The 25,849-nt window shown below is 75.5% G+C and carries 21 protein-coding genes; 5 read left to right on the forward strand and 16 right to left on the reverse strand.

Annotated elements, in window-relative coordinates:
- Positions 1–133 precede the first annotated feature (133 nt).
- Positions 134–2,425 carry a heavy metal translocating P-type ATPase gene (locus ACF08D_RS23915; protein WP_392225003.1) on the forward strand — a complete coding sequence of 764 codons (2,292 nt, stop codon included), beginning with the start codon at positions 134–136 and terminating at the stop codon, positions 2,423–2,425.
- A gap of 64 nt (positions 2,426–2,489) precedes the next feature.
- Here the strand turns inward: ACF08D_RS23915 and ACF08D_RS23920 are convergent, their stop codons facing one another.
- The 12 genes from ACF08D_RS23920 to ACF08D_RS23975 all read right to left on the reverse strand — a co-directional run bounded on the left by ACF08D_RS23920 (position 2,490) and on the right by ACF08D_RS23975 (position 17,724).
- Positions 2,490–3,011 carry a hypothetical protein gene (locus ACF08D_RS23920; protein ID WP_392225005.1) on the reverse strand — a complete coding sequence of 174 codons (522 nt, stop codon included), beginning with the start codon at positions 3,009–3,011 and terminating at the stop codon, positions 2,490–2,492.
- Entirely contained in the window at positions 3,008–4,009 is a 1,002-nt protein-coding gene (locus ACF08D_RS23925; RefSeq protein WP_392225007.1) for a thymidylate synthase, read from the reverse strand. The genes ACF08D_RS23920 and ACF08D_RS23925 overlap by 4 nt, the downstream gene beginning before the upstream one ends.
- Before the next feature lie 12 nt (positions 4,010–4,021).
- Positions 4,022–4,639 (reverse strand): class I SAM-dependent methyltransferase, encoded by a 618-nt coding sequence (locus ACF08D_RS23930; protein ID WP_392225008.1) that lies wholly within the window; start codon positions 4,637–4,639, stop codon positions 4,022–4,024.
- Positions 4,640–4,722: 83 nt separating this feature from the next.
- Complete coding sequence (locus ACF08D_RS23935; RefSeq protein WP_392225010.1) at positions 4,723–6,603, reverse strand: hypothetical protein; 1,881 nt, start codon at positions 6,601–6,603, stop codon at positions 4,723–4,725.
- A gap of 118 nt (positions 6,604–6,721) precedes the next feature.
- Entirely contained in the window at positions 6,722–7,981 is a 1,260-nt protein-coding gene (locus tag ACF08D_RS23940; RefSeq protein ID WP_392225012.1) for an MFS transporter, read from the reverse strand.
- 93 nt (positions 7,982–8,074) lie between these two features.
- Entirely contained in the window at positions 8,075–9,328 is a 1,254-nt protein-coding gene (locus tag ACF08D_RS23945) for an ATP-dependent carboxylate-amine ligase (protein ID WP_392225014.1), read from the reverse strand.
- Positions 9,325–10,503, reverse strand: a complete 1,179-nt coding sequence (locus tag ACF08D_RS23950) for a DegT/DnrJ/EryC1/StrS family aminotransferase (protein ID WP_392225016.1) — start codon at positions 10,501–10,503, stop codon at positions 9,325–9,327. The genes ACF08D_RS23945 and ACF08D_RS23950 overlap by 4 nt, the downstream gene beginning before the upstream one ends.
- Positions 10,500–11,666 carry an arginine 2,3-aminomutase gene (gene blsG, locus ACF08D_RS23955; protein WP_392225018.1) on the reverse strand — a complete coding sequence of 389 codons (1,167 nt, stop codon included), beginning with the start codon at positions 11,664–11,666 and terminating at the stop codon, positions 10,500–10,502. Before blsG ends, ACF08D_RS23950 begins: the two co-directional genes overlap by 4 nt.
- 31 nt (positions 11,667–11,697) lie before the next feature.
- Positions 11,698–12,615, reverse strand: coding sequence for a CGA synthase-related protein (blsF, locus tag ACF08D_RS23960; RefSeq protein WP_392225020.1), 918 nt, complete (start codon positions 12,613–12,615; stop codon positions 11,698–11,700).
- The gene (gene blsE / locus ACF08D_RS23965) at positions 12,603–13,589 is read right to left on the reverse strand and encodes a cytosylglucuronate decarboxylase (RefSeq protein WP_392225022.1); all 987 of its coding nucleotides are present in this window, start codon (positions 13,587–13,589) and stop codon (positions 12,603–12,605) included. The genes blsF and blsE overlap by 13 nt, the downstream gene beginning before the upstream one ends.
- Positions 13,582–14,871, reverse strand: a complete 1,290-nt coding sequence (locus tag ACF08D_RS23970; protein ID WP_392225023.1) for a hydroxymethylcytosylglucuronate/cytosylglucuronate synthase — start codon at positions 14,869–14,871, stop codon at positions 13,582–13,584. The genes blsE and ACF08D_RS23970 overlap by 8 nt, the downstream gene beginning before the upstream one ends.
- A 900-nt stretch (positions 14,872–15,771) precedes the next feature.
- Entirely contained in the window at positions 15,772–17,724 is a 1,953-nt protein-coding gene (locus ACF08D_RS23975; protein ID WP_392225592.1) for a HelD family protein, read from the reverse strand.
- Positions 17,725–18,041: 317 nt separating this feature from the next.
- On the opposite strand from ACF08D_RS23975, the gene ACF08D_RS23980 reads away from it, so the two are divergent.
- Entirely contained in the window at positions 18,042–18,215 is a 174-nt protein-coding gene (locus tag ACF08D_RS23980) for a hypothetical protein (protein WP_392225025.1), read from the forward strand.
- Here ACF08D_RS23980 and ACF08D_RS23985 read toward each other — a convergent pair.
- The 3 genes from ACF08D_RS23985 to ACF08D_RS23995 form a co-directional block, all read right to left on the reverse strand.
- The gene (locus ACF08D_RS23985; protein WP_392225027.1) at positions 18,202–19,872 is read right to left on the reverse strand and encodes a DNA repair helicase XPB; all 1,671 of its coding nucleotides are present in this window, start codon (positions 19,870–19,872) and stop codon (positions 18,202–18,204) included. The two genes, ACF08D_RS23980 and ACF08D_RS23985, sit on opposite strands and share 14 nt — an antisense overlap.
- A gap of 185 nt (positions 19,873–20,057) precedes the next feature.
- Positions 20,058–20,210, reverse strand: a complete 153-nt coding sequence (locus ACF08D_RS23990; RefSeq protein WP_392225029.1) for a hypothetical protein — start codon at positions 20,208–20,210, stop codon at positions 20,058–20,060.
- 362 nt (positions 20,211–20,572) lie between these two features.
- A complete protein-coding gene (locus tag ACF08D_RS23995; RefSeq protein WP_392225030.1) occupies positions 20,573–23,272 on the reverse strand; it encodes a helicase-associated domain-containing protein in 2,700 nt (899 codons plus the stop codon).
- Between the two features lie 42 nt (positions 23,273–23,314).
- On the opposite strand from ACF08D_RS23995, the gene ACF08D_RS24000 reads away from it, so the two are divergent.
- Positions 23,315–24,328 (forward strand): hypothetical protein, encoded by a 1,014-nt coding sequence (locus tag ACF08D_RS24000; protein WP_392225032.1) that lies wholly within the window; start codon positions 23,315–23,317, stop codon positions 24,326–24,328.
- Positions 24,329–24,457: 129 nt separating this feature from the next.
- Entirely contained in the window at positions 24,458–25,078 is a 621-nt protein-coding gene (locus ACF08D_RS24005; RefSeq protein ID WP_392225034.1) for an HAD family hydrolase, read from the forward strand.
- Here the strand turns inward: ACF08D_RS24005 and ACF08D_RS24010 are convergent.
- Complete coding sequence (locus ACF08D_RS24010; protein WP_392225035.1) at positions 25,057–25,305, reverse strand: hypothetical protein; 249 nt, start codon at positions 25,303–25,305, stop codon at positions 25,057–25,059. The genes ACF08D_RS24005 and ACF08D_RS24010 overlap by 22 nt on opposite strands.
- A 145-nt stretch (positions 25,306–25,450) precedes the next feature.
- On the opposite strand from ACF08D_RS24010, the gene ACF08D_RS24015 reads away from it, so the two are divergent.
- Positions 25,451–25,834, forward strand: coding sequence for a cold-shock protein (locus ACF08D_RS24015; RefSeq protein ID WP_031073201.1), 384 nt, complete (start codon positions 25,451–25,453; stop codon positions 25,832–25,834).
- Positions 25,835–25,849 lie beyond the last annotated feature (15 nt).

Consider the following 25,849-nt stretch of genomic DNA (forward strand, 5'->3'; position numbering starts at 1 on the left):
CGCCTGCCGCCGGCGTGGCCGCATGGGCTCCTCCGCCGTGTCCACCGCTTGCACCGGATACCCCTAGGGGGTATACATGGAGCCAGCGGCAGGGCATACCCTGTCGGGGTATCAACGGCGAGGAGCGGCACTCATGAGCACCCCCACCACGACGACCCCCGGGCCCACGGCCGAGGTGGAGCTGGCCATCGGCGGCATGACCTGCGCCTCCTGCGCGGCCCGTGTGGAGAAGAAGCTCAACCGCATGGAGGGGGTGACCGCGACCGTCAACTACGCCACCGAGAAGGCGAAGGTCAGCTACGCCCCGGGCGTCGAGATCGCCGACCTGGTCGCCACCGTCGAGGCGACCGGCTACACCGCCGAACCACCCGCCCCACCCGCGCCCGCCACCCCCGCCGGGCCCGACGCGACCGGGGCCGGCGACCAGCACCGCCCCGACGGCCACCGCCCCGACGAGCTGGTGTCCCTGCGGCAGCGGCTGATCACCTCCGTGGTCCTCTCCGTGCCCGTGATCGTCCTGGCCATGGTCCCGCCCCTCCAGTTCACGTACTGGCAGTGGCTCTCCCTCACCCTCGCCGCGCCGGTCGTCACCTACGCCGCCTGGCCGTTCCACCGCGCCGCCTGGACCAACGCGCGGCACGGCGCCGCGACCATGGACACCCTGATCTCGGTGGGCACCTCGGCCGCGTTCCTCTGGTCGCTGTGGGCGCTGTTCTTCGGCATGGCCGGGATGCCCGGCATGACCCACCCCTTCGAGCTGACCGTCTCGCGCGGCGACGGCGCCGGGAACATCTACCTGGAGACCGCCGCCGGGGTCACCGCCTTCATCCTGGCCGGCCGCTACTTCGAGGCCCGCTCCAAGCGCCGGGCGGGCGCGGCGCTGCGCGCCCTGCTGGAGCTGGGCGCCAAGGACGTCACCGTCCTGCGCGAGGGCCGGGAGGTGCGCGTACCGACCGGGGAGCTGCGCGTGGGGGACCGGTTCGTCGTCCGCCCCGGCGAGAAGATCGCCACCGACGGCACGGTCGTGGACGGCACGTCGGCCGTCGACGCCTCCATGCTCACCGGTGAGTCCGTGCCCGTGGAGGTCGCGCCCGGCGACCCGGTCACCGGGGCGACCCTGAACGCCGGCGGCCGGCTCGTCGTGGAGGCCACCCGCGTCGGCGCCGACACCCAGCTCGCCCGGATGGCGAAGCTGGTGGAGGACGCCCAGAACGGCAAGGCCGCCGCGCAGCGGCTCGCGGACCGGATCTCCGCGGTCTTCGTGCCCGTCGTCATCGGGCTCGCGCTCGCCACGCTCGCCTTCTGGCTGGCGCAGGGCGCCGGGCTCACCGCCGCGTTCACCGCCGCCGTGGCCGTACTGATCATCGCCTGCCCCTGCGCCCTCGGCCTCGCCACCCCGACCGCCCTCATGGTCGGCACCGGGCGCGGCGCCCAGCTCGGCATCCTGATCAAGGGGCCGGAGGTCCTGGAGACCACCCGCCGGGTCGACACCGTCGTCCTCGACAAGACCGGCACCGTCACCACCGGCCGGATGACGCTCCTCGCGGTCCACACCGCCGAGGGCACCGGAGAGAAGGACGTCCTGCGGATCGCGGGCGCGCTGGAGAACTCCTCCGAGCACCCCGTCGCCCGCGCGGTGGCCACCGCCGCCGCCGAACGCGCCGGGGCGCTCCCGGCGCCCGCGCACTTCGCCAACGTGCCCGGCCTCGGCGTCCGGGGCACCGTCGACGGGCACGACGTCCTCGTCGGCCGGCCCCGGCTGCTCGCCGAGCGGTCCGTGGACCTGCCCCCGGCCCTCGAGGCCGCCCGGGACGCGGCCGAGACCGCCGGCCGGACCGCCGTCGCCGTCGCCTGGGACGGCGAGGCCCGCGCGGTCCTGGAGGTCGCCGACGCCGTCAAGGACACCAGCGCCGAGGCGGTCCGGGGGCTGCGGCGGCTGGGCCTCACGCCCATCCTGCTCACCGGCGACAACCGGGCCGTCGCCGAGAGCGTCGCCGCCGAGGTCGGCATCGACGAGGTGTACGCGGAGGTCATGCCGGAGGACAAGGTCGAGGTGGTGCGCCGCCTCCAGGCGGAGGGCCGCTCGGTCGCCATGGTCGGCGACGGCGTCAACGACGCGGCGGCCCTCGCCCAGGCCGACCTGGGCCTGGCCATGGGCACCGGCACGGACGCCGCGATCGAGGCGGGCGACCTCACCCTCGTACGCGGCGACCTGCGTGCCGCCGTGGACGCCATCCGCCTCGCGCGCCGCACCCTCGCCACCATCAAGGGCAACCTGTTCTGGGCCTTCGCCTACAACGTGGCGGCCCTGCCGCTCGCCGCGGCGGGACTGCTCAACCCGATGATCGCGGGCGCGGCGATGGCGTTCTCCTCGGTGTTCGTGGTGGGCAACAGCCTGCGGCTGCGCGGCTTCACACCGGCGTAGGCGCCCGGGCGGGGGCGGCCCACGCCGGTGTGCCGGCCACCGGCCGGGCGCCTCGGCGTACGCGTCAGGCCGCCTCCGCCGCCCGCCGCCGGACGACCGCCCGCCGCACCGCCGCGTCGATCTCCGGCAGCGCGGCGGCCAGGTCGTCGTACAGCACGTACTCGACGGTCGCCACCGTGTGCAGGCCCCGGACCAGGAACGCGTACTCCCGGCCCCGCTCCAGCAGCAGCACGATCGGCTTGTCGAAGGCGCTGGCCCAGCCCATCTCGATGTGGGTGCCGGGCGAGGCGGGGACGCCCGGCAGGGCCACGAACACATCGGCCTTGCGGATCTCCTCCTGGTCCAGCGGGGTGCACGTCTCGGGCGACATCAGCTCGGCGCCCCACGCCTCGCGGCGGTGCGCGTTGTGGACCCCGAAGCCGTGGCCCTCGAAGTGGTCGATCAGGAAGGCGAAGGGCGCCCGGGTCCCCGGCGGCATCTCCCCGGTGACCGGGTCGAGCAGCTGGAGGAACGGGCCCGCCAGGAACATGGAGCTGACGCCCAGTTCACCGGCGAGGCCGCGGGCGGGGGCGGGAGTCGTGGTCATACGGGGACCTCCTGGTCGGTGACGGGGCGGGGCCAGCGGTGCAGCATCATCCGGCGGTACAGCGGCGGGAGCCGGGCCAGGCTCTCCTCGTCCATCCGGCCCTCGCGGGTCAGCTGGCGGTGCAGCTCGAACAGGCCCGTCACGTCCTGCCAGTAGCGGGGCAGGTCGAGGGCGCGCAGCGCGTGGGGGCCGAGCCGCAGCCGGCCGGTGCGCAGGCCCTCCTCCAGCCGCAGCACCTCCCGCACGTGCGGCCAGTTGTCCCCCGCGGGCATCGCGGGGAAGGCCGCGGGGCGGCCGTCGCCCCGGCCCTCCCGCAGCACACGCCGCACCAGCGGGGCGTCGCTGTCGTACACGTGCAGCGAGCCCACCTGGTGGACGTAACCGCCGACGCCGACACCGAGCTGCGCGGCGAGCAGCTCCAGCAGGAAGGTGAAGGAGAAGACGTCGCTCACCATGCCGCGGTAGGCGTCGTTGGCCCGCATGTAGCCCACCCCGTGCAGCCGCCCCTCGCGCAGCAGGAACTGCAGGGCCAGGGTGCAGGCGACGTCGATGTTGCCGGGTTCGCGCAGCTCCCGCGGGTGGAAGATCTGCACGACCGCCCGTTTGCTGTCGGGGTCCTCGGTCAGGACGTCGATGACGGTCCGCCACTGGTCGAGGCCCGTCCCCGGATAGTCGAAGATCCGCGGCCCGTAGGCGGTGCCGGTGAGGGTCGCGCCGTCGGAGGAGTACGAGCGGATGCTCGGCGCGTAGTGGGCGACGAGCGCCAGATCGGCCGAGCCGGACAGGTACCAGAGCGCCTCGGCGAAGTTGAAGACCAGGTTGGACCGGCGCCCCGGCAGGGCGACATGGCGCTGCACGGGGCGCCGGACCTGGAATCCGGCGCCGAGCCGCTCACGGCTGGGCCGGCCGCGCGGGGCGTTGCGGAACGCCGCGTGGTGGTAGGTGCTGCGCAGTTCCGTGAGGTAGGCGTCCTCGACGGTGTCGTAGGTGCTGTGCACCGCGGCCCCCCGTCAGTCCTTGTAGAAGCACTGGATGTAGGCGTTGCCGGAGGTCCCGTAGGTGTACTCGGTGGTGTCGTACGCGGTGTACGGGTGGCGTTCCACGCGGACGGTGCGGAAGTGCTCGACGTACTGCCACCGCAGCTCGGGCCGGGTGGAGAAGAAGGGGATGAACACCCCGCCGGGCCGCAGCACCCGGACGACCTCCGGCATGGTCCTGCGCCACAGCTCCTCGTCCTTCCAGACGTCCATGTCGAGCGCGGGGTCGAAGAACATGCCGTCGATGCTCGACGACGGCAGCTCGAAGATCCGCCGGAAGAAGTCGCCGCGCTCGATGGACAGGGTGGCGGGCAGGTCGGGGTGCTGGGCGCGGAACAGGTCCTCGACCTCGCCGAAGAGTTCCAGCACGGTGTGGCTGCGGGTGGCGGGGTTCCCGGCGATGCGCAGCGCGGACAGGCCGAGGCCGAGGCCCACCTCGTAGAAGTCCTGGCCGTGGCGGCACAGCAGGTCGGCGCTGGCCCACATCAGGTCGCGCTCCCAGGCCTGCATGGCCTGTTCGCCGCCGATGCTCAGGGTGACCTCGCCGTTCTGCTCGATCAGCTCGATCTCGGGTGCGGGGCTTTTCTCCATGACAACCGTCCTTCGTCCGGCCGGTGGTCCGGCCGGTGGTGGGGGTCGGGTGGGAGGGTGGCCGGGCTCGGCCGTGGCCGGGCTCAGCCGTGGCCGGGGACGACGCCGAAGTGCCGGCGGGCGGTCGAGACGGCCAGGTCCTGTACGGCGAAGACCGTGAAGTAGTACGCCTGCGGGGCCGTGCCGGGCGCGAACCGCACCCGGAAGGTGACGTCCCTGGCGCGGTCGCCGGGGGCGCGGACCCTGGTCTTCGCCGGTTCGACCTCGGTGTCGTCCCGCAGGTAGGTCGGGACGAACAGGCCGAGGCGTACGGGTCCGGGGCGGGCGGCGGTGAGGGAGGCGCGCACCTCCAGGACGCCGCCCTGGGGCACCTCGTCGGGGGCGTACGCCCACAGTCGGGGCGCGCCGGGGACGCGGAAGGTGACGTCGCCGCAGCGCATGCAGACGACGCAGAGGGTGTCGAGGACGTGCGGCAGCAGGCCCCGCCGGGTGAACTCCTGGGCGGGCCGCCCGCAGTGGCAGGTGACCTCGTGGACCGCGGGGTCCAGCGAGCTGCGGTCGCCGAAGTGGGCGGGGTAGTTCATGATCTCGTCCTCGGGGTTCGCCGAGACCTGTTCCGCGATCACATGGTCGAGGGACTGGAGGTCGGCGGTGAGGGAGGTACGGATCTCGTCGGGCGCCTGGTCGGCGAGGTGGGTGGGGCGGGCCACCCACAGGTCGACCTTGCGGGCCAGCTTGCCGAGGCGCGGCCGCAGCGGGTGGTTGTGCGGCAGCAGCTCGGAGGTGAGCAGCGCGGAGAGCCGGTGCCCGGTGGTGAGGACCAGCGGGTCGGGCCGGTGGTCGGAGGGCGGGGGCGCGGCGGGGGTCTCGTCCGCCGGGTCGGGCAGCCCGAAGCGCATGAAGGCGGGGTACGGGTGCGAGCCGGCGAGGCTCGCGTTGAGGGTGTCGACGGAGTCCGCGCCGGACGCGGCGCCGAGCATCCAGGCGACGTTCTCGGGCCGGTCGGAGTCGTGCACGGACACGGCCGACACCACGGTGCGGGCGGGGCTGTCGAGGGCGTTCAGCAGGAGCTGGTACTTGGGGTCGTAGAGCGCGAGGTCGGCGAGCGGGCCGCTGTTGCAGGCGCTGAGGACCAGTTCGGCGGCCTCGACGCGGTTGAGCGGGACGAGCTTGTCCTCCGGCTTGTAGCAGGGCAGCCCGTAGGCGCAGCGGGGGGCGAGGACGCCGGGCCGGGCGGGCGCGGTCTCGTTGAGGCCGCAGATGGTGAACTCGCCGAGGTTGATGCTGTCGTCCTTGCCGTGGCCCTGGAAGACGACGCGGCGCCACCGGGTGCCGAGGATCTCGGCCTGGATGTCGGCGCGTTCGAAGTCGCGGTCGTCGAAGACCCTGACGCCGGGCAGGTGCGGGGGGCGGTCGGTGTCGGTGAACAGGCCGAGGGCGTCGAGGTCGTCGGCCCGCCGGGCGTACTGCTTGGCCACGTTCCACGCCACCGACGCGGCGTCCCGGCCGCTCAGCAGCGACAGGCCGCGCCGGGCGTCCCGGTAGCCGGCCAGGAGCAGCGCCCGCACCGGGTCGAGGGTGAGCCGGTCGTAGGTGCCGACCAGCAGGAGGGTCCCGCGGGGCGGCTCGTCGAGGGCGGCGAGGTCCTTCTCGGTGAGCCAGGCGCGGGCCAGCGGGCGGGCGAGGTCCCCGACCCCGTCGGGGAGGTCCTCCGGGTGCAGGACGACACCGAGGTCGAGGGGCGCCGGGTGCTGGACGGCGCGGTAGAGGCCCGAGGCGAGGGACACGCTGCGGAGCAGGTCGTCCCGCCCGTCGGTGAGCACCGGGATCGGCGCGGTGCCGGGCGCGTCGAGGAACTCCCGTACCGCGGGCGCTAATTCCTCGCGCGTCACCGGACGGAACAGCGCCCTGTCCGGGTCCGGGCGCGACGGCTCGTGGCGCTGCGGGGTGACGGCAGACTTCATGCTGGATGACCTCGGGTTTCGTGCGCGGACCGCGCGGGGGTGGCATGTCGTACGGGGGGTTCGGGGCGGAGGGGGGCGGGGCGCCGGCCCGGTGGGGGCCGTGCCGTGCCGCGACCGGTCACCGGCCCTCCGTCCCGGCGGGTACGGGGCGGCCGGCGGCCGCCCGGCCCAGCAGGCCGCGGCAGGCGAAGGCGATCAGAGCGGCGGCGAGCGCCATGCCGAAGGCCGCCGCGAAGACGCCCCGGGGGCCCGCCGGTTCCATCAGGAGCCCGCCCGCCTGCTGGCCCACGGCGTCGCCCAGCACCGTGGCCAGGGACGCCCAGGTGAACGCCTCGGTCAGGGAGCGTTCGTCCGCCACCAGGCTGACCAGCGACATCTCGCTGGCGGACACCAGCGCGATGGGCACGCTGCCGACGGCGAGCGCCAGGCCCAGGGTGAGCGGGGACGCGGCGAGCAGCGGCAGGCCCGTACCGAGCGCGAAGGCGAGCACCAGGCGGGGGAAGCGCACATGGACGGCGACCTCCGACTGGGAGCGGCCCAGCCACAGCGCGCCCAGGGCGCTGCCGACGCCCCAGCAGGCGTACACCACCCCGGTGCTGCCGGGGGAGCCGTGCGCGTCGACGAACGCGGGGATGGCCAGGGTCATCAGGCCGATCGGTACGGCGCTGAACGCCATCACGGCGGTCAGCGCGAGCATCGGTGCCGACCGCAGCGGCCCGGGCGCCCCGCCCGCGTCCTTCCGGCCGGCCTCCCGCGCTTTCGCCGGCCCGTCGGTGCCGTCGGGGACCGGGGTGAGGGCGAGCCCGATCGCCCCGGCGCCCCCGATCACCGACACGGCGGTGAGCGCCGTCCCCGCCGAGCCGGTCAGCATCAGGGCGGCGAGCATCAGCGGCGCGCCGATCACCAGGATCTCGGTGAGCAGCGCCTCCCACAGGTAGGCGGTCTCCCGTTCGTCGTCGGCGAGCGGCAGGCGGGCCCACAGCGACCGCATGCAGGCGTTCGCCGGGGGCAGCGCGATCCCGGCGAGCACCGCGAGGGCCGGCTGCGCCCAGGTGCCGGGGGTGGTCGTCCACACCAGGGCCGCGAGGGCGGACGGGTAGACGAGCCCGGTCGCCACCAGCACCGTCCGCCGGCCGCGCCGGTCGATCCGGCGGGCGACGAGCGGGCTGCCCAGGGCCATGCCGGCGGTGTAGAGGGCGGAGACCAGGCCGGCCTGGGCGTAACTGCCGCCCTGCTCCCGTACGACGAGCACCATGGCGAGCGACATCAGGTAGACGGGCAGCCTGGAGACCACGCTCCACCAGGCGGGCCCGGCGACCTGGCGCCGTGTGAGCAGGGCGGCGAGGCGACGGGCGAGCCCGTTCGGCTTCACTTCCATGGTTCCCGTTCCGTGCGGGCCCGTTGCGGGCGGGGGTGGGGGGTGCCGGCGCGGTGCGCCCGTGCGGGGCGGCGCGGCGGGAGGGCGGGCGGTTCAGCGGGTCGCCGGGGCTCCGGCCACCGGTGACCGGCCGGCCACTTCTATCGTGAACGCGTCGAGGACGGCACGCATGCGCATTTCCACCTCCTTGACGGAGCCGCCGACGACATGGACGTGGCCGGAGGCGTTGTGGGAGGCGCGGCGGGCCTCCACCGCGTCCCCGGGCCGGACCCGCAGGGCGCCCGCCACCACGCCCGGCAGCCGCAGCAGTTCCTCCTCAGGAGTGACCCGGCGTACCGTCCCCGAGCCGGGCAGCGGCAGCAACAGGTCGCCCGCGCAGCGGCGTTCGGTGTACGTGAGCGCGGGGCGGCGCCCGAGGTAGACGTCCAGGGTGGCGCCGAACACGTCGAAGCCGTACGCGTACCCGTGGTTGGCGGTGATCTCGCAGCCCGCCAGCCGCACGCCGATCTCGCCCGCGTACAGCCGGCCGTCCACGACGAAGAACTCCATGTGCGCGTAGCCGTGGTCGATGCCCATGCCGGTGACGATCCGCTGGAGCACGTCCCGCAGGTCGAAGGGCGGGGCGTCGGCGGTGGCGACGGAGATGTTGGCGTTCATCGCGCCGTCGACGATGTCCAGCGGGCGGCACGGCATGGCGCTGGGCCACGCGTCGAGGACCTCGCCGTCGTGGATCAGCGCGCACACCTCCCACTCGGTGCCCGGCAGGTGCTCCTCCACCAGCCAGTCCCGGCGCTCCCAGGCCACGCCGGCGAGCTGTTCCGGCCCGTCCAGCCGGAAGGTGTCCACGCAGGCGAAGGAGTCCACCGGCTTGAGGACCACGGGCCAGCCGCACCGGGCGGCGAACCGCTCGGTCTCCCGGGCCGTGGAGACCCGGGCGTACCGCGCGGTGTCCAGGCCCAGCTCCCGGAACCTGTCCTTCATCGCCGCCTTGTCGCGCACCCAGGCGACCTGGCGTTCCGTCAGGTGGGGCAGCCCGGCGAGGGCGGCGAACCGCTGGGCGACGTGCTGGCGCGGCTCGGACGGGTTGCAGAACCGGGTGGGCGCCTCGGGCAGGTGCGCGGCCGCCCAGGCGCGGTAGCGGGCCGCCTCCCGCTCCAGGGGCACGCCGTCCTCCACCCAGAACGCCGGGACGTGCGCGGTGTCCCGCAGGTACGCGTCGGAGAGGTCCCTGCGGGCGGCGGCGAACCGCAGCAGCACCAGCCGGCCGGGCAGGGCCTCCACCGCGTACCGGGTGAAGGTGGAGGCGCGGTCGTCCGCCATCAGCAGCACCGGCGGCGGGGCGCTCACGCGGTCTCCAGGGCCTGGCGGACCGCCTTGACGGCCACGATCTGCTCCGCCTCGGGCAGTTCCGGCGACAGCGGGACGCACAGGGTGCGGTCCAGCAGGTCCCGGGTCCGGGCGAAGCCGTCCCGGCTGAGGGCGAGCGGCCCGGCGGGGGCCAGGTTCCACGGGAAGCCGTCGGCGTACAGGGAGCGGCGGCCGGCGATCACCGGGTGGTCGGGCAGCAGGTACTTGTTCAGCGTCCAGTTGGCGATGCCCCGCTCGGTCAGCGCGGCCACGGCGGCGTCCCGCAGCTCACGGCTCTCCCAGCGGAACCGGAGGCTGATCTTGACGTCGCCGGGGGCCCGGGGCAGCAGCCGCAGGCCGGCCCGGTCGGGCAGCGCGTCCATGGCGATGGCGTGGTGGCGCTCCAGCCCGGCGAGGACCTCGTCGAGGTGGCGGAACTGCTGGAACTGGATCGCCGCCACCTCCTCGCTGGTCACCATGTTCTCGCCGTAGTAGGCGTCCTCGTTCCAGGTGGGGTAGCGGCCGGGGACCCGCGCCGACCCGTGGTCGTGGTAGCAGCGCATCGTCGCGTACGCGTCCGGGTCGTTGGTGACCAGCAGGCCGCCCTCGCCGGACGTGAGCACCTTGTTGTGGTGGAAGCTGAAGGTGCCCGCGTACCCGCGCGTCCCGGTGTGCCGCCCGTCGGGGAAGCGGGCGCCGAGCGCCTGGGCGCTGTCCTCGACGACGTACGGAACGCCCTCGGGCAGCGGTGCGACGGTGCCCTCCATGTGGGCGACGATCACCCGCTGGGCGCCGGCCGGCAGCAGGGAGGCGTCCAGCGACAGCGAGTCGTCGACGTCCACCAGCACCGGGATCAGCCCGCTGGACAGGACCGCGCCCGCCACGGCGACGAACGTCACCGCCGGGACGTACACCAGGTCACCGGTGCGGGGGCGGGTGGACACCAGGGCGAGCCGCAGCGCCTCGGTGCAGTTGTGCACCGCGAGGACGTGGTCCGCGCCCAGCCGTTCGCCGACCCGGCGTTCGAGCCGGGAGGCGACGCTCTCGGTCTCCGTCTGGTAGCGGAACAGCACCCCGTGCTCGACGGCCGCACGCAGCTCGTGCATGTCCGCCCAGTCCAGGTAGTTGGCGCCGTACGGGAGGAAGCGCAGGCCGAGCCGTTTGTCGAGGGTCATGACGCGTCGGCCTCCGTGATCGGGTGCACCGCGGCGTCCACGACCATCTCCTGGCCCCGGTAGTTGCGGAGCAGCAGTCCCTCGGGGACGCGGGAGAAGTACGGCTGGGCGATCGGGATCTTGCCGATCTTCGTCGTCAGGACGTACTGCGGCACGCCGAAGCCGGTGATGTGCCCCTGGAGGCCCTCCATGATCTCCCAGCCCTTCTCGATGGAGGTCATGAAGTGGGACACGCCGGTGACGTTGTCGCAGTGGTAGAGGTAGTAGGGCCGGACCCGGATGCGCAGCAGCTCCGTCATCAGCGTGCGCATGGTGTCCACGTCGTCGTTGACCCCGCGCAGCAGCACCGTCTGGTTGCCCACCGGGACGCCGTGCCGCAGCAGCCGGTCCACCGCCGCGGCGGCCTCCGGGGTGATCTCCTTGGGGTGGTTGAAGTGGGTGTTCAGCCACACCGGGTGGTGGCGGGCGAGCATCTCGCAGAACTCGTCGGTGACCCGCTGCGGCAGCAGCACCGGGAAGCGGCTCCCGATGCGGATGATCTCCACGCTGGGGATCGCCCGCAGACCGGAGATGATCTCCTCCAGCTTGCCGTCGCGGTACGAGAGCGGGTCGCCGCCGGTCAGCAGCACGTCCCGGATCTCGGGGTGCTCCGCGATGTAGCGCAGGTCCTCCTCGAACGGCTCGCCCTCGTCGTCCCGGAAGTAGCTGCCCTCGACGTCGGTGGTGTGGAACTTCCGGGTGCAGTGCCGGCAGTACACCGGGCACGCCTCGGTGATCAGCATGATCACCCGGTCCGGGTACTTGTGCACCACCCGGTTGGTCTTCCGGTAGAACATGTCGCCCACCGGGTCCACCTCGGCGCCGGTGAACTCCACCAGCTCGCCCAGCGCGGGCACGGCCTGCCGGCGGATCGGGCAGGCCGGGTCGTCCGGGTCCATCAGGGACGCGTAGTACGGGGTGACGCTCCAGCGGTACTTGCCCGCCGTCTTGTCGATGGCGCGCTCCTCGTCGGGCGTGAGGTTGATCCACTGCCGCGCCTTCTCGGCGTTGGTGATGCGCTTGCGCATGTGCCAGCGCCAGTCGTTCCACTCGGTGTCGGGGATCTCCGGCCGGGCCGGCGCGGGACGGCCGTCCGCTGGGGTGTGTCCGGGGGTGCGGGACATGGTGTCTCCAGTTCGGCGGGTGGATGACCTCTCACAGGGGTGCGAGCGAGAGCTGGCGCAGAGTGCGGGCGACGCGCTGGGCGCCGCGCAGGTCGTCCGCGGCCGGATCCAGCGCCGACCACGGGTCCGGGGCGCCCGGCGGCGGGGCGGCCCACAGGGACGGGTCGCGCGGATCCTCGGCCACGGCCAGCGGGACCGCGCGGGACACCCGGCCGGCCAGGTCCCGCTGCGCGCCGCCCAGCGGCGGCAGGAGGACCAGCGGCGCGCGCCGCGCCTGGGCGAGCGCCAGCGCCCCCAGCACCGGGGCGGCCAGCAGCAGCGCGGTCCCGGCGTGCAGGGCGTCGACGTCGGTGTCCGCGGCGCGCCCCACCCGGACGCCGGGCAGGCCCTCCAGCGCGTCGCGCACCGCGCCCGTACGGCGGTCGCACACCACCGCGCAGCGCCCGGTGCGGCGCACCGCCTCGGCCGCCAGCTCCCGCAGCGGCCCGGACGTGAACCCCTCCCACTCGGCGGTGTCCGTGCCGTGGGCGGAGAGCAGCAGGAGCGTCCCGTGCCGGTCGCGGGACCGGGCGGTACGGGCCGGGGCGAGCGCCCCCGTGGTGCGCACCCCGTCCGGGGGCGCGGGCCAGGGGCCGGGGAGCCACCCGGGGCGGTGCACCCGGTGCAGGGCGCCCCCGGGCACCGCGCCCGGGTCGGTGCTGTGCCCGGAGCGCAGGTGCACCACCGGCACGCCCCGGTCCAGGAGCCGCCCGGCCGCGGCCTCGTCGTCGCAGACCAGGGCCACGTCCGGCGGGGCGCCCTCCGGTCCGGTCACCTCCAGCTCGGTCAGGTGGGCGGCGACGCGCCGCAGGGCCAGCAGCGAGTCCAGCTCCTCGTCCCGCGCCACCAGGAGCACCCGGCGCGGGGCGGGCGCGGGAGGGGCGGCCCGGCCCGGGTTCAGTACTGCCACGGTGCCGCCGTCCCCAGCCGGGCCACGTCGTCGCTGTACCCGGCGGCCGTGGTGGAGCAGCCGCCGCACAGGCCGGGCCCCCGCTCGCGGAAGAAGTCGGCGTGGGCGCGGAACACCGGGGTGTCCAGCTCGATGGCGCCGCCCTCGCGCAGCGGGGCACCGCCCAGCTCCTCGCCCTCCCGGTGCGGCAGGCAGCTGCACGCGTACATGCGCCCGTACTTGCCGTCGATGTAGATCACGTCGTCGGTGACGTGGCACAGCGGTGCGGAGGCGCGCGGCGTCTGCGACCGGGTGAAGTACCGCTCCTGCTCCTCGGGGGTGTCGCCGTAGAAGCGCTTGCCCAGTGGGACGAGGCAGTGGTCCGGGTCGGCGTCGTAGATCGGGTCGCAGACCGCGCGGACGTGGTCGGGGTCCGGGTAGGTGATGGAGCGCTCCAGCTTCAGCGCGGACAGCTCCCACTGCCGGACACCGGCCTCCGTCAGCACCTTCTGCAGCTCCGGCATCTCGGTGTAGTTGTGCGGGCCGACGACGGTGTTGACCCGGGGCAGGACGCCCAGCGCCGCCGCGTCGCGCAGCCCGCGCAGCCCGTTGTCGAACATGCCGGGCGAGCGCCGGTACACGTCGTGGGTGGCCCCCGACGCCCCGTCGAGGCTCACGATCACCTGCGCGAGCCCCGCCTCGGCCAGCCGCGGGGCGGCCTTCGGCAGCATCATCCCGTTGGTGATCAGGGACATCCGCATCCCCGCGTCCGTGCCCGCCCGCACCAGCTCGACCACGTCCCGGTGCATCAGCGGCTCGCCGCCGGTGAAGCGCACATAGGCCACCCCCGCCGCCCGTGCCTTCGGCAGCAGCTCGGCGAAGTCCTCGACGGAGAAGCGGAAGGAGTCGCGGGAGAGCGCGAACTCGCACATGAAGCAGTCCGCGTTGCAGGCTTCCAGGATCCTGATGAAGAGGTAGCGCTGACGGTCAGCCATGGACGTCGATGCCTTCCCGGGCGGTTTCCAGCAGATCCAGCAGGGCTCCGGCCACCTGGGCGGCGCCCCCGGTGCCGACCCGGCCGGTGAGCCCGCCCCAGTCGGGGCCGGCCGCCGCACGCTCCAGCGCGTCCAGCACGCCGTCGCGCACGGCCGCCACCGAGCGCCGCACGCGGTGCACCCCGGCGGCCCGGGCGATGCCCCCGTAGATCACGCGCAGCGCCGCGTCCTCGCCGAGCGGCCGGTGCGCCAGCGCCTCGTCCTCGGTGAACACCGCCGGCGGCCACACGACCCGTACGCCGGCGCCGACGGCCCGGCTGTGGAAGCGGCCGTTGAAGATCTGGCTCAGGTTCTGCGGGGGCAGGCAGACGGTGGGTACGGCGAGGCTGCCGGCCTCCAGCAGGGTGGTCAGCCCCGGCGAGGTGAGCAGCACGTCGCAGCCGGCGAGGCGGTCGAGGAACTCCGCGTGCGGCAGCGGCCCGGCCGTCACCTCCGGCCCGCTGCCGCCCGGCGGGCAGAGCCGGGCGGCCACGTCGGGCGGCAGGTTGCCCGCCACGTGCACCTCGCGCACCCCGCGGGCGGCCAGTGCCTCCAGCACGGCGGGCACCACGACCCTCGGGTAGCACGTCCAGTCGGCCAGGTCGGGGGCGCGCAGCCCGCCCAGGTTCACCAGGGCCCGCCGGAACGGCGCCGCCCGGGCGGGACGCGGGCGCGGGGGCTCCGGGGGAGCACCGATCACCGCCTCGACCCAGCGCAGTTCGCGTACGGAGCCGAGCACGTCCCGGCACTCGGCCGGCAACTCCACGCACTGCTGCGCGCAGTAGACGGAGACGTCCAGCGGCAGCCCGGCCCGGTCGCCCTCGGTCCACAGGAACGGCAGGCTGTCCACGAACACGGTCGGCACGCGCGCGGCCTCCAGGGCCATGGCGGCCGGGCCGTCGAGGACGACCAGGGCGGCGTCGACCCGCTCGGCGTCCACGACCTTCGCCACGGCCCCGGCGGTCGCGGCCGCCCCCGGCGGGGCGCCCGCCGGCAGGTCGTACCAGCGCTCCACGACGCCGTCCAGCAGGGGCCTTCCGAGTCCGGACGCCAGCCCGACGAACCGCAGCGGACGGTCGCTCCGTGCGCGCAGCGCGGCCAGTACGGCGCTCAGCTTGCCCGAACTGCCCCAGCCGAACTCGGCGCCCGCGACGGCCACGGTGGCCGGGGCGGTGCCGGCGGGGGAGGTGCCTGGTGCGGAGGGTCGGACCCGGAGATCGTCCGGGGGGCGGACACCATGCATGGTGGGGACCAACTCCCTCATCGAGGCCGGTGATACGGCCCCTGTCGGGTGTGTGGGGGGTGTGCGCGGCGGGGCGCCGAGGTCGTACGGTCCGGGACCCGGCGGTCCGTGCCGCTCCGTGCCGAGAGCGCTCCCAAAGGCGGGGGCGGGCGCTCCGGTCCTCACACGATCAGCCCTCGCCGGGGGCGGCGCAAGGTCCCCCCGGTCGCCTTCCGGTCAACTCCGCGCAGCAGCGAACCAGTTGCAACAGGACACCTGTCGGCCCGGTGCGGACCGCCCCGGGAACCCGCCGCCCGCCCCGCTCCCGCCCGCGCGGCGGGGGCGGCGGGCCCACCCCGGGGGCCCGGCCCGGACAGGGCGGTTTCGGCCGGAGCCGGTGAGGGGCCTGGCGCGAAACAACGGCCGAAAGAGACCACGGCACATGCCGGTTGCCCGGGCACCCCTGGCGAGGTCCCGCCGCCCCGGTTTCCCCGCGGGCCGGGTCACGGGGCGCCGAGTGCCCCGGTGCGCGGACGAATGCCCCGGCGCGGACGGACGCCCCGGCGCGGACCCGCCTGCGGGGGAGCCGGGGCCTTGGGCGGCCCGACGGGCGGCGCCACGGCAACATGCCGCGCACGGGCCGTTCCCGGGGCGAGCCGCCCGCGGGGGCGGGGAGGCGGGGGCGCGGCCCCACCCGCGGGGCGAGCCGCCCGCGGGGGAGCCGGGGCCTTGGGCGGCCCGACGGGCGGCGCCTCGGCCCGCCCGCGCACGGGCCGTTCCCGGGGCGACCTGCCTCGGCCCGCCCGCGCACGGGCCGCTCCCGGGGCGGGGAGGCGGGGGCGCGGGCCCGCCCGCGGGGCGGGGTGCGGGGGCGCGAGGGAGCTGGGCGACGGGGCGAGCCGTCCGCCCCGGGGAGGGGCGTCAGCCCAACTGCGGGGGCAGTGGCGCCGCGTGAACGACCGTCAGGCCCGACACCGCCCTCGTCAGCGCCACGTACAGCCGCCGCAGGCCGGTGCGTTCGTCGGGCTCGCCGTCCACCACGGCGGCCGGCTCGTCCAGCACGACGTAGTCGTACTCCAGGCCCTTCGCCAGTGAGGCCGGCACCAGGGTGAGGCGGGACGCGGCGGTCGTCTCCTCGCCGGGCGACAGGCACGGCAGGCCCGCCTCCCGCAGCGCCTCCGCCACCACCGGCACCCGGGCGTCCGCCGCGATCAGGCCCACCGAGCCCTCGTGCTCCAGCGCCGCGCGGCACGCCGCCACCACCGACGCGGGCAGCGCGTCCGCCCCGCACTCCACGATCTCCAGCGAGCCGGGCGACTCCCGCACCGACCGCACCTCCGCCAGCCCCGGCGACATGTGCGGCAGCAGCCGCGAGGCGTACGCGATCACCTCGCGCGGCACCCGGAAGCCGGCCGTCAGCTCCTCCACCACCGCCTCGGGCTTGCCCAGGTGCGCCAGCGCCTCCGCCCAGCCCGCCGTCGCCCACGGGGTCGTCCCCTGCGCCAGGTCGCCCAGCACCGTCGCCGAGCCGGTGGAGCAGCGCCGCCCGACCGCCCGGTACTGCATGGGCGACAGGTCCTGCGCCTCGTCCAGGACGACGTGCCCGAGCGACGCGGTGCGCTCCACCAGGTCGGCCGCCTCGTCGATCAGCACCGCGTCGGCCGCCGACCAGCGCGCCGACTTCACCGAGCGCGGCGGCTTCGCCCACAGGACCGCCTTCTGCTCATCGGCGTCGAGGAGCCCCTCCGCGTGCTCGGCGAGGAACGCCGGATCGGACAGCAGCCGCAGCACCAGCCGCGCCGGGTCGACGGCCGGCCACACCGCCTTGACCAGGGCCTTCACCGCGGCGTTCCGGGCCACCGCGTCCTGCACCCGGTCGTCGGGCGCCTCGCCCGCCTGCTCCATCCGCACCAGCACCGCGTGGGCGATCCGCCGCGGCAGCGCCTCCCGGGCGGCGCCGTACCGGATGTCCCGGTCCAGCAACTCGGCGACGATCTCCTCCAGTTCGTACGCCGGGATCCGCCAGCGCCGCGAGCCGCGCACCACCACCAGCGGCTCGGCCGGCGGGGTCACGTGCGACCGCAGGGCCCGCCGCAGCACCTGCGCCATCCGGGCGTCGCCCTTGACCACGGCGGCGGCCGGCTCGTCGGTGCCCCGCACCTCCACGTGCGCGACCAGGTCGTCCACCGTCGCCTGCCGCACCTCCAGCTCGCCCAGCGCGGGCAGCACCTGCTCGATGTAGTGGAGGAAGGACCGGTTCGGGCCGATCACCAGCGTCCCGGTGCGGGCGAGCCGCTCCCGGTGCGCGTACAGCAGGTAGGCGACCCGGTGCAGGCCCACGGCCGTTTTTCCGGTGCCGGGCCCGCCCTGCACGCACACCGAGCCGGACAGCCCGCCGCGGACGATCTCGTCCTGCTCGGGCTGGATGGTGGCGACGATGTCCCGCATCGGGCCGACGCGCGGGCGCTCGATCTCCGCCCGGAGCAGCCGGGACGCCCGCTCCTCCTCCGCCGGGTCGGACAGGTGCTCGTCCTCGTACGCCGTCAGCTCCCCGCCGGTGTAGCCGAAGCGCCGCCGCAGCTCCACGCCCTGCGGGTCTTTCCGCGACGCCCGGTAGAACGGCTGCGACACCGGCGCGCGCCAGTCCACCACCAGCGGGTCGCCGTGCGCGTCGTGGACGTGGCGGCGGCCGATGTGAAACGACTGGCCCTCCTGGACACCGGGGAGGTGGTCCAGCCGCCCGAAGAACAGCGGCGTGTGGGCGAGGTCCGCCAGCGCCTTGATCCGCTCCTCGATCTGCGCCGACAGCACGGCCGCGTTGACCCAGTTCGCGGTGACGTCGCGGATGTCGAGCGCCTGGGCGTCCTCCCGCATGGCGCGCAGGGCCGCCCGCGAGGCGGCGAGGTGGGCGCGTTCGCGCGCGAGCGGGTCGTCGATGGGCACGGCGGAGCCTCCGGAGGTCGTACGCGGGTGACGGCGGGGCCGACCGGTTTCCGACCGGAGGGCGGCGCTCCACGAGAGGGAGGCGGGCAAGGGCGGAGATTCTAGCCAGCCGCCGGACGGGCGGCCACCGGATATCCGTCCCGTAGGGGATGCGGGGGGCGCCGTATGCCGGGAGTCGTACGCGGACGGCGTCCGGGTTCGGTCCAGCGACCGATGTACCGCCCACGTACGGAAACCATCATGGAGACATGACCCCAGCCACCCTTCACCCCAGCCCCGGCGCCACCGCCCTCGGCGCCGTCCCGCACCCCGCCCACCGCCTCGGCAACGCCCTGCGCGCGATCAAGGTCTTCGCCGAGGCGGCGTTCGGTGTGCTGGTGCTCGGCGAGTACGGGCAGGAAGCCGGCGTCAGGCGCCGCTGAGATCCGTGTCCGGATCCGGGGACGCCAGCAGCTCGTCGGCGTCGACGATCCGGTAGGCGTACCCCTGCTCCGCCAGGAACCGCTGGCGGTGCGCCGCGAAGTCCTGGTCGATCGTGTCCCGCGCGACCACCGAGTAGAAGTGCGCCTGGTGCCCGTCCGCCTTGGGCCGCAGCACCCGGCCCAGCCGCTGCGCCTCCTCCTGGCGCGAGCCGAAGGTGCCGGACACCTGGATGGCGACGGTCGCCTCGGGGAGGTCGATCGAGAAGTTCGCCACCTTCGACACCACCAGCACGCTGATCTCGCCGTTGCGGAAGGCGTCGAAGAGCTTCTCGCGCTGCGCGTTGGGCGTCTCGCCCTTGATCACCGGCGCGTCCAGGTGCTCGCCCAGCTCGTCGAGCTGGTCGATGTACTGGCCGATCACCAGGATCTGCTGGCCGGCGAACTTCCGTACCAGCGCCTCGGCGACCTTCTGCTTGGTCGCGGTCGTCGCGCAGAAGCGGTACTTCTCCTCCGTCTCGGCGGTGGCGTAGGCGAGCCGCTCGCCGTCGGTGAGGTTGACGCGGACCTCGACGCAGTCGGCGGGCGCGATGTAGCCCTGCGCCTCGATCTCCTTCCACGGGGCGTCGAACCGCTTCGGGCCGATCAGCGAGAACACGTCCGACTCCCGGCCGTCCTCCCGCACCAGCGTCGCCGTCAGCCCCAGCCGCCGCCGGGCCTGGAGGTCGGCGGTGAACTTGAAGACCGGCGCCGGCAGCAGGTGCACCTCGTCGTAGACGATCAGGCCCCAGTCCCGGGAGTCGAACAGCTCCAGGTGCGGGTAGACGCCCTTCCGCTTGGTCGTCAGCACCTGGTACGTGGCGATGGTGACGGGCCGGATCTCCTTGCGCGTCCCGCTGTACTCGCCGATCTCGTCCTCGGTCAGCGAGGTCCGCTTCACCAGCTCGTGCTTCCACTGCCGGGCGGAGACGGTGTTGGTCACCAGGATCAGGGTCGTCGCCTTGGCCTTCGCCATGGCGCCCGCGCCGACGAGCGTCTTGCCCGCGCCGCAGGGCAGCACCACGACGCCCGAGCCGCCGTGCCAGAAGCCCTCGACGGCCTGCTGCTGGTACGGGCGCAGCGCCCAGCCGTCCTCGGCCAGGTCGATGCGGTGCGCCTCGCCGTCCACGTAACCGGCCAGGTCCTCGGCGGGCCAGCCCAGCTTGAGCAGGGTCTGCTTGATCTGCCCGCGCTCGGAGGGGTGGACGACGACGGTGTCCGGGTCGACCCGCTCGCCGACCAGCGGCTGCACCTTCCTGGAGCGCAGCACCTCCTCCAGGACCGGCCGGTCGGTGGTGGTGAGGACCAGCCCGTGCGCGGGGTGCTTGGACAGGGTGAGCCGCCCGTAGCGGGCCATGGTCTCGGCGACGTCGACCAGCAGCGCGTGCGGTACGGGATAGCGGGAGTACTCGACGAGCGCGTCGACGACCTGCTCGGCGTCGTGCCCGGCCGCGCGGGCGTTCCACAGGCCCAGCGGGGTGACCCGGTAGGTGTGAATGTGTTCAGGCGCGCGCTCCAGCTCCGCGAAGGGAGCGATGGCGCGCCGGCACGCGTCGGCCTGCTCGTGGTCGACCTCGAGCAGGAGCGTCTTGTCGCTCTGGACGATCAGGGGTCCGTTCACGCCTCACCCTTTCCTGATGGCCTGGGGACCGTGGCCAAACATCCAGTGTCGCGCATCGGCGGAGTGATCGGCCGGGTCGCGGCGGACGAGGACGGTGTGCGGGCGGAACGGGAGGCGCGGGGCGGGCCCGGGACGGGGGCACCGGCCGGGCGACGGTCCGGCCGGTGGGGTTGCGGGGCTACGGGTCAGATCAGCGGGCTGGTGAAGAGCGGGCCCTCGATCTGGAGGTCGGCCAGCGGGCCGCTGATCGGGGGCAGGGTGCCTGCCGCCGCCGGGGTGGCGAGGGCGGCGAACAGCAGGGCGGCGCCCGTGAGGAGGAGGGCGACACGTCGGCTCATGGCGGTTCCTTTCCGGTCGTGTGTACGGGGGCAGCGGGCCGGGCCCGCACCTTCCGTGGTGGTGCGGGCCCGGCGGCCACGGGGGCGGGCGCGTCAGAGCGTCAGCCCGCCCCCGAGATCGATGCCGATGGCGGCGGCCTGCGCGGTGAAGGCGGAGAGGAACGCGGCGGTGGTGACCAGGACGGTGGTGACGCGACGACGCATGGGACGACCTTTCCTGTGCGGGTCCCCGGTGCTGCCGGGACGCCCCGTGGCTGCCCCCGGCGCGCCGGGGGAATGCGGCAGGTCCCCCTCACGTGCGGTTGTGGTCACCCGGGGGCGGGAAATCGGCGGCCCGCGCGCATGACCGGGCCCCGGCCGGGTCAGGCCGGGTCGTCGGCCAGCTCCGCGACGCCCGTGATGCGGTGCAGCGGGTAGGTGCGGACCTCGTCGGCCGTGTGGTCGTACGCGGTGACGAAGCCGCCCTCCACCCGGACCGGCGCGATGACCCGCTGGCTGGCGGCGCCCTCGGCGTTGACGTAGCCGATCCAGACGGCGGAGCCGGTCATGGCGGCGGCCTGCACGGTGGCCAGGGTCTCGGCGGCGGACGTACGGGGCGGTTCGCCCGCACCGGCGGCACGGCCGGTGCCGCTCTCGTCCTTGTGGACCACCGTCGACGCCAGGTCACCGGCGCGGATCGCCCGCACCGCCGCGCCCAGCAGGGTCGCGTCCGGCGCGGCCGGGCCGTCGGGCACCGGCGCGGGCGCCGTGCGCGCCGGGGTGCGGTAGGTGTGCGCCCGGGCGATCAGCACATCGCCCTCCGCCGACTCGGCGGCCGGGGCGAAGCCCATGGCGCGCAGCCCCTCCAGCAGGGTGGCGGGGTCCGCCTGGGCGGCCAGCACGGTCGGTGCCAGGCGCCGCAGCCGCAGCCCGGCCGACCGCTTGTCGGCGAGGATCTCGCCCAGCACGGTGTCGTCGTCGCAGCGTACGTAGGCGGAGGCGGCGCCCACCCGGAGGTGGCCGTGCTTCCGGGCGACGTCGTCGATCAGATAGGCGAGCGGCTGCGGGACGGGCGTGCGGGAGTGGGCGGCCAGGAAGGCGTGGAGGTCGGCCGCCGCCTGCCCGGCGTCGAGCGCGCGGCGTACGGAGGCGGGCGTGAAGCGGTAGACGGTGGCACCGCCCTTGGACTCGACGTCGGCGAGCACGGCCAGGATCTCGGCGAGCGGCCGGCGCAGCGGGCCGGGGGCGACGGCCGTGAGGTCCGCCTGGAGCAGGACGTGGTCGACGGGCTCGGGCAGCAGCGGGGCGAGCAGCGCGGCGGCGCCCGCGTGGGCGCCGGTGGCGGTGTGGGCGGGGCGCCGCCCGTCGGCCGGCCCGGCGGCGGGCGCCCCGGGCGGGACCTGGCCGGGCAGCGGGTGGGCGTGGGCGCCGTGCGGCGGGCCCGCGAGGGCGGCCCCGTGCGGCTGCGGGGCGTGTCCGTCCACCGGGCGGTCCGTGCCGCCGGGGGCGGGGGCGTGCCCGTCCACCGGGTGGTCCGTGCCGGGGGCGGGCGCGCCGGGGAGCAGGGCGCGGCCGTGCGCGGACAGCGCGCCGCGCCCGGTGACGCCGAGCAGTTCCGCCTCCGTGAGCGTCCAGCCGGCGAGCCGGGCGCGCAGGTCGGCGCCGGTCTCCCGGGCGGCGCCGCGCAGCGGGCGTTCCCAGCGCAGCCGGGCGAGCAGCGTGTCGGGGTCGGGCGACGCCCCGGCGGGGAGGCCCGCGAGGAGCGTCAGGACCCGGCGGCGCACCTCGGGCGCGGCGCCCCGGTCGAGGTCGGGGCCGAGCGCCGCGAGCGTACGGCCCTTGGCGTCCTGGGAGCCGACCAGGCCGGGGGTGCGGGTGCCGGCCAGCCACGCGCCGGCCAGCCGCGCCCAGCGTTCGGCGGCGGGGAGGTCCAGCCACTCGTCGAACGCGGGCGTCGGCGCGTACCGCTCGCCGGCCTCACCGTCGGAGGCGATCAGCCCCGCCCCGTACGCCACTTCCAGCCAGAACGCGGCCGTCTGCTCGGTCACGTCGAGGGCGACGGCGGTCCGCTTCAGGTCCCGGACGGACAGTCCCCCGGCGCGCAGCACGGCCGGTCCGCCCTCGTTCCACTCCCGGGCCAGCTCCTCGACGACCGCGAGCGCGGTGTGGGCCTGGCCCGCCGCCGTACTGTCCACAACCTGTGGACGGTGTTCGCGCGCGGCGGCCACCACCGGCGCCACCGGTTCCGGCACCCGGTGCGCCCGCCCGGCGCGCAGGTGCAGCGCCGCCTCGCGGGGCAGCACCACCGTGCGGGCCGTCGCGGGCAGCAGCAGGCCCCGGTCGCGCAGCCAGCGGACCGGCGGCGCCGGGTCGGGCGTCACCTCGCCGTAGGGCGGCCCCCACACCAGCCGGTCCAGGACGCCGAGCGCGTCCATGGGGGCGGTGTCCAGCAGCGCGCCCATCCGGTCCCGGTCGGTGAACAGGTCCGTCAACGCGGCGACCGCCGACACCGGATCGTGTGTGGTGGGGAGCCCCGCCGTGGCGATGATCTCCTGGAGCCTGGTCGGGGACATGCCCGCCGTCGCCTCCGCGACCGTCGGGCCGAGCCCGGTGGGGGAGGGGTGCTGCGGGGAGGGGGCCAGCAGCTCGCGGGCGGTCCGCACCAGCCGCAGCCGCCGGTCGTCGCCCCACACCAGGGCCTGGTCGCGCAGCACCGCGACGGCGCCCGGCAGCGCGGCGGTCACCTCCGGGTCGCCCTCGTCGCCGGCCATCAGCCGCAGCAGTACGGGGTAGGGGGCCGGGTCCGGCGCGACCGCGAGCGCCTCGGCGGTCTGGAGCGTGAACCGGTCGAGCCGCTCCAGCGCTCGGACGACCGAGGCGCGGGTCCCGGCCCGGGTGGCGAGCTGGGTGAGGTCGGCCGGCACCGGGACCAGCAGGTCGGGGCGGGCGCGCAGCAGCGCGGCGAGGCCCTGGTCGCCGCGGGCCCGCAGGGCCTCCGCGAGGGTGCGCGGTGCCGTCGTACCGCCCGTGTCTTCGGTCCCCGCCGCCATGTGCGCCTCCCGATCGAGCTCACCGGTCCCCATCCGGACCACGTTAGCCCCTGCGCAGGCGCTACCGTCGTGACGGTGGGGATCGAGAGCGACCAGCTGGTCTTCGACTACCTGAGCCGGGTGGGTGACCTGGCGCAGCAGCGGCAGTTGTCCTCCCAGGCGCGGATGCGGCTCGTGGCGTCGCTGCGGGGCGAGATCGACAGCAGGCGGGCCAGGGACGACAGCCCGGGCGCGGTGCGCGGCATCCTCGGTGCCCTGGGCACCCCGGACGAGGTCGTCACGGCGGCCGCCTCGGGCGCGCCGCCGCCGTCGGGAGGCGTGGCGGCCGGCCCGCCGCCGGGCGCGTCACGGGACCGGCCGGCCGTGCCGGAGCAGCGCACCCCGCGCTCCCGGTTCCGCCGGCGCGCCGCCGCCCCGCCGGGCAAGCCCGGCCCGGAGGCGGGCCCGGAGACGGGGCCGGAGGCGTGGAGCCCGCACCTGACCGGACCGGACACGGCCGGTGCGGGGCCGGACGGGCCGGACGGACCGGACTGGTGGCGGGTCGAGGAGGGGCCGCTCGGGGACCTCGGGCTCGTACCGCCCGGGTTCCGCGGCGGGGTGGAGATCCCCGACATGCTCAGGCCCCCGCCGAAGCCGCGCCCCGAGGGCGAGGAGGAGGCGGCGGAGGGCGCCGAGGGGGCGGAGGCCGGGCCTCCGGCGGCCCCGGTGGCCGCCGCCCCGGCCGGGGCGCGCCGGCTGTTCCCGCCGGTGCGGCTGGGGCATCCGCTGCTGGTGGTGGCCGCGGTGCTGCTGCTGGCCGGTGTGGTGCTCGGTTCGTGGCTCGCCCTGCTGGGCGGGTGGCTCCTCGCGTACGCCTCGGGCCGCCTCAGCCGTACGGAGGCGAAGCTGGCCGTGTTCGGGCTGCCGGGCGCGGTGGCGGCGGGCACGGCGGTGTGGCTGTGGGGCCGGGTCGAGGGGCGCTGGGGCGAGGCGATCGCGCCGGGCGGCGACGCCATGGGCGCCGCGCTGGGCGCCGCCTGGCCCTGGACGCTGCGCCTGGCGGCACTCGCCTCGGCGCTGTACCTGCTGTGGCGGGCCCGTCGGATCTGACGGCCCCCGGGGACGGGCCGGGGCGGGCGGCCAGGAGGGCACGCGGCCACGGGGGCGCGCCCGGCGGGCCACGCGGCCCCGGGGCACGCGGGCCGTGGCCGGATCGGGCCGCCGGGCACAATGGCGGGCATGGCCTCCCTCCTGACGGTCGGCTTCGACCTCGACATGACCCTGATCGACTCGCGGCCCGGCATCCACGCCGCGTACCGGGCGCTGACCGCCGAGACGGGCGTCCCGATCGACGCCGACCTGGCGGTCACCCGGCTGGGACCGCCGCTGGAGCAGGAGCTGGCGCACTGGTTCCCGGCGGACCGGATAGCGGCGGCGGCCGACCGCTACCGCGAGATCTACCCCGCCCACGCCATCGCGCCGACCCTGGCGATGCCCGGTGCGAGAGATGCGATTCAAGCCGTTCGCGCGGCGGGCGGCCGGGCCGTCGTCGTCACCGCCAAGCACGAGCCGAACGCCAAGCTGCACCTCGCGCACCTGGGCATCGAACCGGACGCCGTGGTCGGCTGGCTGTGGGCCGAGGCGAAGGCGGAGGCGCTGCGCGAGTACGGCGCGAGCGTGTACGTGGGCGACCACGTCGGCGACGTGCGCGGCGCCCGCGCGGCCGGCGCCCTCGCCGTGGTGACGCCCACCGGGCCGTGCTCCGCCGAGGAGCTGCGGGCGGCCGGGGCGGACGTGGTCCTGCCCGGCCTCACGGCCTTCCCCGCCTGGTGGGACGCCTACAGGGCCGACTTGGCCTGACGGCGCTGCGCCGCGATCGAGCGCAGCACACCGGCCGCCGCGATCATGAAGCCGACGCCCATCAGCATGCAGACCGCGTAGGCGACCGGCGGGAACGGATCGGTGCCGAGGAACAGCGGTGCCACGGTGACCAGGGTGGCCACGGCGCCGACGAGGAAGACGATGCCGCCGGCGCGCACGAGACCGTCACCGGGGGCGGCGCTGGTCGAAGGGGTTTCACTACGCATTCGGCCAGGGTAGTTCCCCGGCCGGAGGAACAAACCGGAGACGTCTTGTCACCGGCTCGGGGACCATTAGCCTTGGGACGCTGGGGGTCCCCCCGCACTGCCATGTTCGTGGCGCCAGACATCGAGTACGAGGACGAGGACAGACGTGCCTACCGGCAAGGTCAAGTGGTTCAACAGCGAGAAGGGCTTCGGCTTTCTCTCCCGCGACGACGGCGGCGACGTCTTCGTGCACTCGTCGGTACTCCCTGCCGGGGTCGACGCCCTCAAGCCGGGCCAGCGCGTGGAGTTCGGCGTGGTCGCCGGCCAGCGCGGCGACCAGGCGCTCTCGGTGACGGTGCTCGACCCGACCCCGTCGGTGGCGGCGGCGCAGCGCCGCAAGCCGGACGAACTGGCGTCGATCGTGCAGGACCTGACGACGCTGCTGGAGAACATCACGCCGATGCTGGAGCGCGGGCGCTACCCCGACAAGGTCCACGGCAAGAAGATCGCCGGCCTGCTGCGCGCGGTCGCGGACCAGCTCGACGTCTGATCCGGACGGCAGGTC

The organism is Streptomyces sp. NPDC015131, from assembly GCF_043079975.1.
Taxonomy (GTDB): Bacteria; Actinomycetota; Actinomycetes; order Streptomycetales; family Streptomycetaceae; genus Streptomyces.

Bases quoted from the DNA above. Each gene is read 5' to 3' on its own strand.
- ACF08D_RS23915 (WP_392225003.1), top strand. From the start codon at position 134: ATGAGCACCCCCACCACGACGACCCCCGGGCCCACGGCCGAGGTGGAG.
- ACF08D_RS23990 (WP_392225029.1), bottom strand. From the start codon at position 20,210: ATGAGCCGACGTGTCGCCCTCCTCCTCACGGGCGCCGCCCTGCTGTTC.
- ACF08D_RS24005 (WP_392225034.1), top strand. From the start codon at position 24,458: ATGGCCTCCCTCCTGACGGTCGGCTTCGACCTCGACATGACCCTGATC.
- ACF08D_RS23975 (WP_392225592.1), bottom strand. From the start codon at position 17,724: ATGCGGGAGGACGCCCAGGCGCTCGACATCCGCGACGTCACCGCGAAC.
- ACF08D_RS23920 (WP_392225005.1), bottom strand. From the start codon at position 3,011: ATGACCACGACTCCCGCCCCCGCCCGCGGCCTCGCCGGTGAACTGGGC.
- blsE (WP_392225022.1), bottom strand. From the start codon at position 13,589: ATGGCTGACCGTCAGCGCTACCTCTTCATCAGGATCCTGGAAGCCTGC.
- ACF08D_RS23980 (WP_392225025.1), top strand. From the start codon at position 18,042: ATGACCCCAGCCACCCTTCACCCCAGCCCCGGCGCCACCGCCCTCGGC.
- ACF08D_RS23940 (WP_392225012.1), bottom strand. From the start codon at position 7,981: ATGGAAGTGAAGCCGAACGGGCTCGCCCGTCGCCTCGCCGCCCTGCTC.
- ACF08D_RS23930 (WP_392225008.1), bottom strand. From the start codon at position 4,639: ATGGAGAAAAGCCCCGCACCCGAGATCGAGCTGATCGAGCAGAACGGC.
- ACF08D_RS24010 (WP_392225035.1), bottom strand. From the start codon at position 25,305: ATGCGTAGTGAAACCCCTTCGACCAGCGCCGCCCCCGGTGACGGTCTC.
- ACF08D_RS23950 (WP_392225016.1), bottom strand. From the start codon at position 10,503: ATGACCCTCGACAAACGGCTCGGCCTGCGCTTCCTCCCGTACGGCGCC.
- ACF08D_RS23935 (WP_392225010.1), bottom strand. From the start codon at position 6,603: ATGAAGTCTGCCGTCACCCCGCAGCGCCACGAGCCGTCGCGCCCGGAC.
- blsG (WP_392225018.1), bottom strand. From the start codon at position 11,666: ATGTCCCGCACCCCCGGACACACCCCAGCGGACGGCCGTCCCGCGCCG.
- ACF08D_RS23995 (WP_392225030.1), bottom strand. From the start codon at position 23,272: ATGGGGACCGGTGAGCTCGATCGGGAGGCGCACATGGCGGCGGGGACC.
- ACF08D_RS23970 (WP_392225023.1), bottom strand. From the start codon at position 14,871: ATGCATGGTGTCCGCCCCCCGGACGATCTCCGGGTCCGACCCTCCGCA.